The sequence below is a fragment of the Arthrobacter sp. NPDC080031 genome (genome assembly GCF_040702485.1).
Taxonomy (GTDB): domain Bacteria; phylum Actinomycetota; class Actinomycetes; order Actinomycetales; family Micrococcaceae; genus Arthrobacter.
Map to the genome: position 1 here is coordinate 1 of NZ_JBFBLA010000064.1, position 1,243 is coordinate 1,243.

Here is a 1,243-nt window from a genome sequence, read left to right on the forward strand (position 1 = left end):
GGGACTGCCCCGGCTTTTGTTGACTCGGGGTCTTAGGCCGCTGTGAGCGCGGTCCGGTTGATTGTTTCATATTCGATGGGCGTGAGTTTTCCCAGCCGTCTTTGGCGTCGCCGGCGGTGGTAGGTTCTTTCGATCCAGGTCGTGATGGCCAGTCGGAGTTCCTTCCGGGTGGGCCACCGCTGACGGTCCAGGACGTTCTTTTGCAGCAGCGAGAAGAACGATTCCATCGCGGCGTTGTCCGCGCACGCGCCGACCCTGCCCATGGATCCTGTGAGCCCGTGGTGCCGGAGGGATTCGACGAAGCGGCGGGACCGGAACTGGGAGCCGCGGTCCGAGTGCACCACGGTCGCTGCCGGGCGGCGGGTCCGGACTGCGTTCTCCAGCGCGGCGACGGCCAGTGAAGACTTCATCCGCGAGTCCATCGAGTAGCCGACGATCCTGCCGGAGTAGACGTCCTTCACCGCGCAGAGGTAGAGCTTCCCTTCGGCGGTGGGGTGTTCGGTGATGTCTGTCAGCCACAGTTCGTTCGGTGCCGCAGCGGTGAAGTCACGTTCCACCAGGTCGTCGTGGACCGGTGGTCCCGGCTTCCGATTCAGACCACGTTTCTTGGAGAAGACCGACCAGATGCCGTGGTCCCGGCACAAGCGCTGGACCCTGTTCTCGCCCGCCGTGACGCCCTTCTCCGGGAGTTCGTCGGCGATGAAACGGTATCCGAAGGCGGGATCGTCGACGTGGATGTCCAAGGCGGCGTTGACCAGATGCGCATCCGCCCAGTCCCGTTCCGTCACCGGGCTGGCTCTCCATCGGTAATAGCCTTGCTTGCTGAATCCCAACACCCTGCAGGTCACCGCCACGGGAACACCGTCGGCGGCAAGATCCGTGACCAGCGGGTAGATCATTTTGGGTTGATGTCCCTGGCCAGGTAGGCGGCAGCCCGGCGCAGGATCTCGTTCTCCTGCTCCAGCAGGCGGTTACGCTTCTTCAGTTCCCGCATCTCGGCAGACTCCGCTGCCGCCGGGCCGGCCCCGGTTTCCTTGCGCTCGGCGATGGCGATCCAGCGTTTCAAGGTCGTGACCGAAAGCCCGAAATCCTTCGCAATCTGCGCCAGCGGCGCCTCGCCCTTGCGGGCCACATCAATAACATCCTGGCGGAACTCCGCCCCATAAGCTGTGGGCATGGTCAACATCCTTCCACGAGCACAAGCTCGCTAGGTCAAGGAGTCAACAAAACCGGGGGCAGTCCC

At 63.8% G+C, this 1,243-nt stretch carries 1 protein-coding gene; it reads right to left on the bottom strand.

Annotation, left to right across the window (positions count from 1 at the left end; translation table 11 throughout):
- Positions 1 to 32 precede the first annotated feature (32 nt).
- A protein-coding gene (locus AB0323_RS23980) for an IS3 family transposase (protein WP_366179552.1) occupies positions 33 to 1,177 on the bottom strand; the annotation gives its coding sequence in 2 pieces (ribosomal slippage) (positions 33 to 901 and positions 901 to 1,177; 1,146 coding nt in all).
- Between the last annotated feature and the right edge of the window lie 66 nt (positions 1,178 to 1,243).